Origin of the sequence: Porphyromonas uenonis 60-3 (assembly GCF_000174775.1) — a bacterium.
Classification (GTDB): Bacteria; Bacteroidota; Bacteroidia; order Bacteroidales; family Porphyromonadaceae; genus Porphyromonas; species Porphyromonas uenonis_A.
Genome location: NZ_ACLR01000158.1, coordinates 1 through 912, shown reverse-complemented (window position 1 = coordinate 912; position 912 = coordinate 1). Strand labels below are relative to the sequence as shown.

The following is a 912-nucleotide window of genomic DNA, read 5'->3' as shown; positions in this document are numbered from 1 at the left end:
CTGCGTGCATACCGACAACTGATAAATCTCTAATACCTCTCAGCTATGAAAGAAAAGTCTTTTCAATTTCGATCCTCGTGGTATGAGGCAATTACCCAGTTACCAGACAGCAGTCAAGGAGTTGCTTACTCTCTAATTATGGGTTACGCTTTAAAGGGTTTAGAGCCTGACTTAGCTACGGTACCAGCCTTAGTTCAGGGCGTTTTCCTCGTTGTCCGAGAGCAGATTGATGCAGATGCACACAGACAGGCGGAAATCTCCTCTATACGCAAGACTTGTGGTAAGCTAGGCGGTCGCCCTCGCAAGAGCGAGCAGGGCGCAAAGGCTTCCACTACAACCCCTAATAAAGGAGTTACGACAAATCAACTTTGGACGGTGGTCAGAAGCTAAATAACCAAAAGGTTTATTTGGTTTCTTCCTCTCCCAAAGCAGGTGAAAAGCAAAAGGTTTATTTGCTTCAGAAAACCAAGTGCTGATGTAGAGCAAAGTACTGCTAATCCTCTTAGCTCTTCTTCCACCACTCAGGAGGAAAAAGCAAAAGGTTTTGCCTCTTTCCCCCCTTCGTCCCCCTTTTCTCTTTCCCCTGTAACCCCTAACTCTATACCCCCTATAATCCCCCAATCTCGTCATCTTCGCTTCGCTCAGATGACCCAGCTCCAGCCCCGTGCGCGTGAGGCAAAATTTTTGGGAGCCTATGATGGGCAATTAAGCCTGACGGACGTATCACCCCATAAAGGCTTAAGGGAGCAGGAGGCTCTCGCCTTCGTAGATTACTTCAATAGCAAGCTAGCAACAAAGCAAGCTAACATACCAGCGTTGCGCTCTCTGCAAGGAAGTCGTCTAGCTGAACTAAATGCCCGCCTTCGAGAGTATGGCGCAGATGCCCTGCTGGAGGCTGTTGACAATCTCGTG

General features: G+C 48.2%; 2 protein-coding genes. Both read left to right on the top strand.

Annotated elements, in window-relative coordinates; genetic code table 11:
- Positions 1 to 45: 45 nt before the first annotated feature.
- Positions 46 to 390 carry a DUF6291 domain-containing protein gene (locus PORUE0001_RS05130; protein ID WP_039865663.1) on the top strand — a complete coding sequence of 115 codons (345 nt, stop codon included), beginning with the start codon at positions 46 to 48 and terminating at the stop codon, positions 388 to 390.
- 255 nt (positions 391 to 645) lie between these two features.
- Positions 646 to 912 (top strand): hypothetical protein (locus tag PORUE0001_RS05125; RefSeq protein WP_039865661.1); only part of this gene is annotated, 267 nt, incomplete at its 3' end.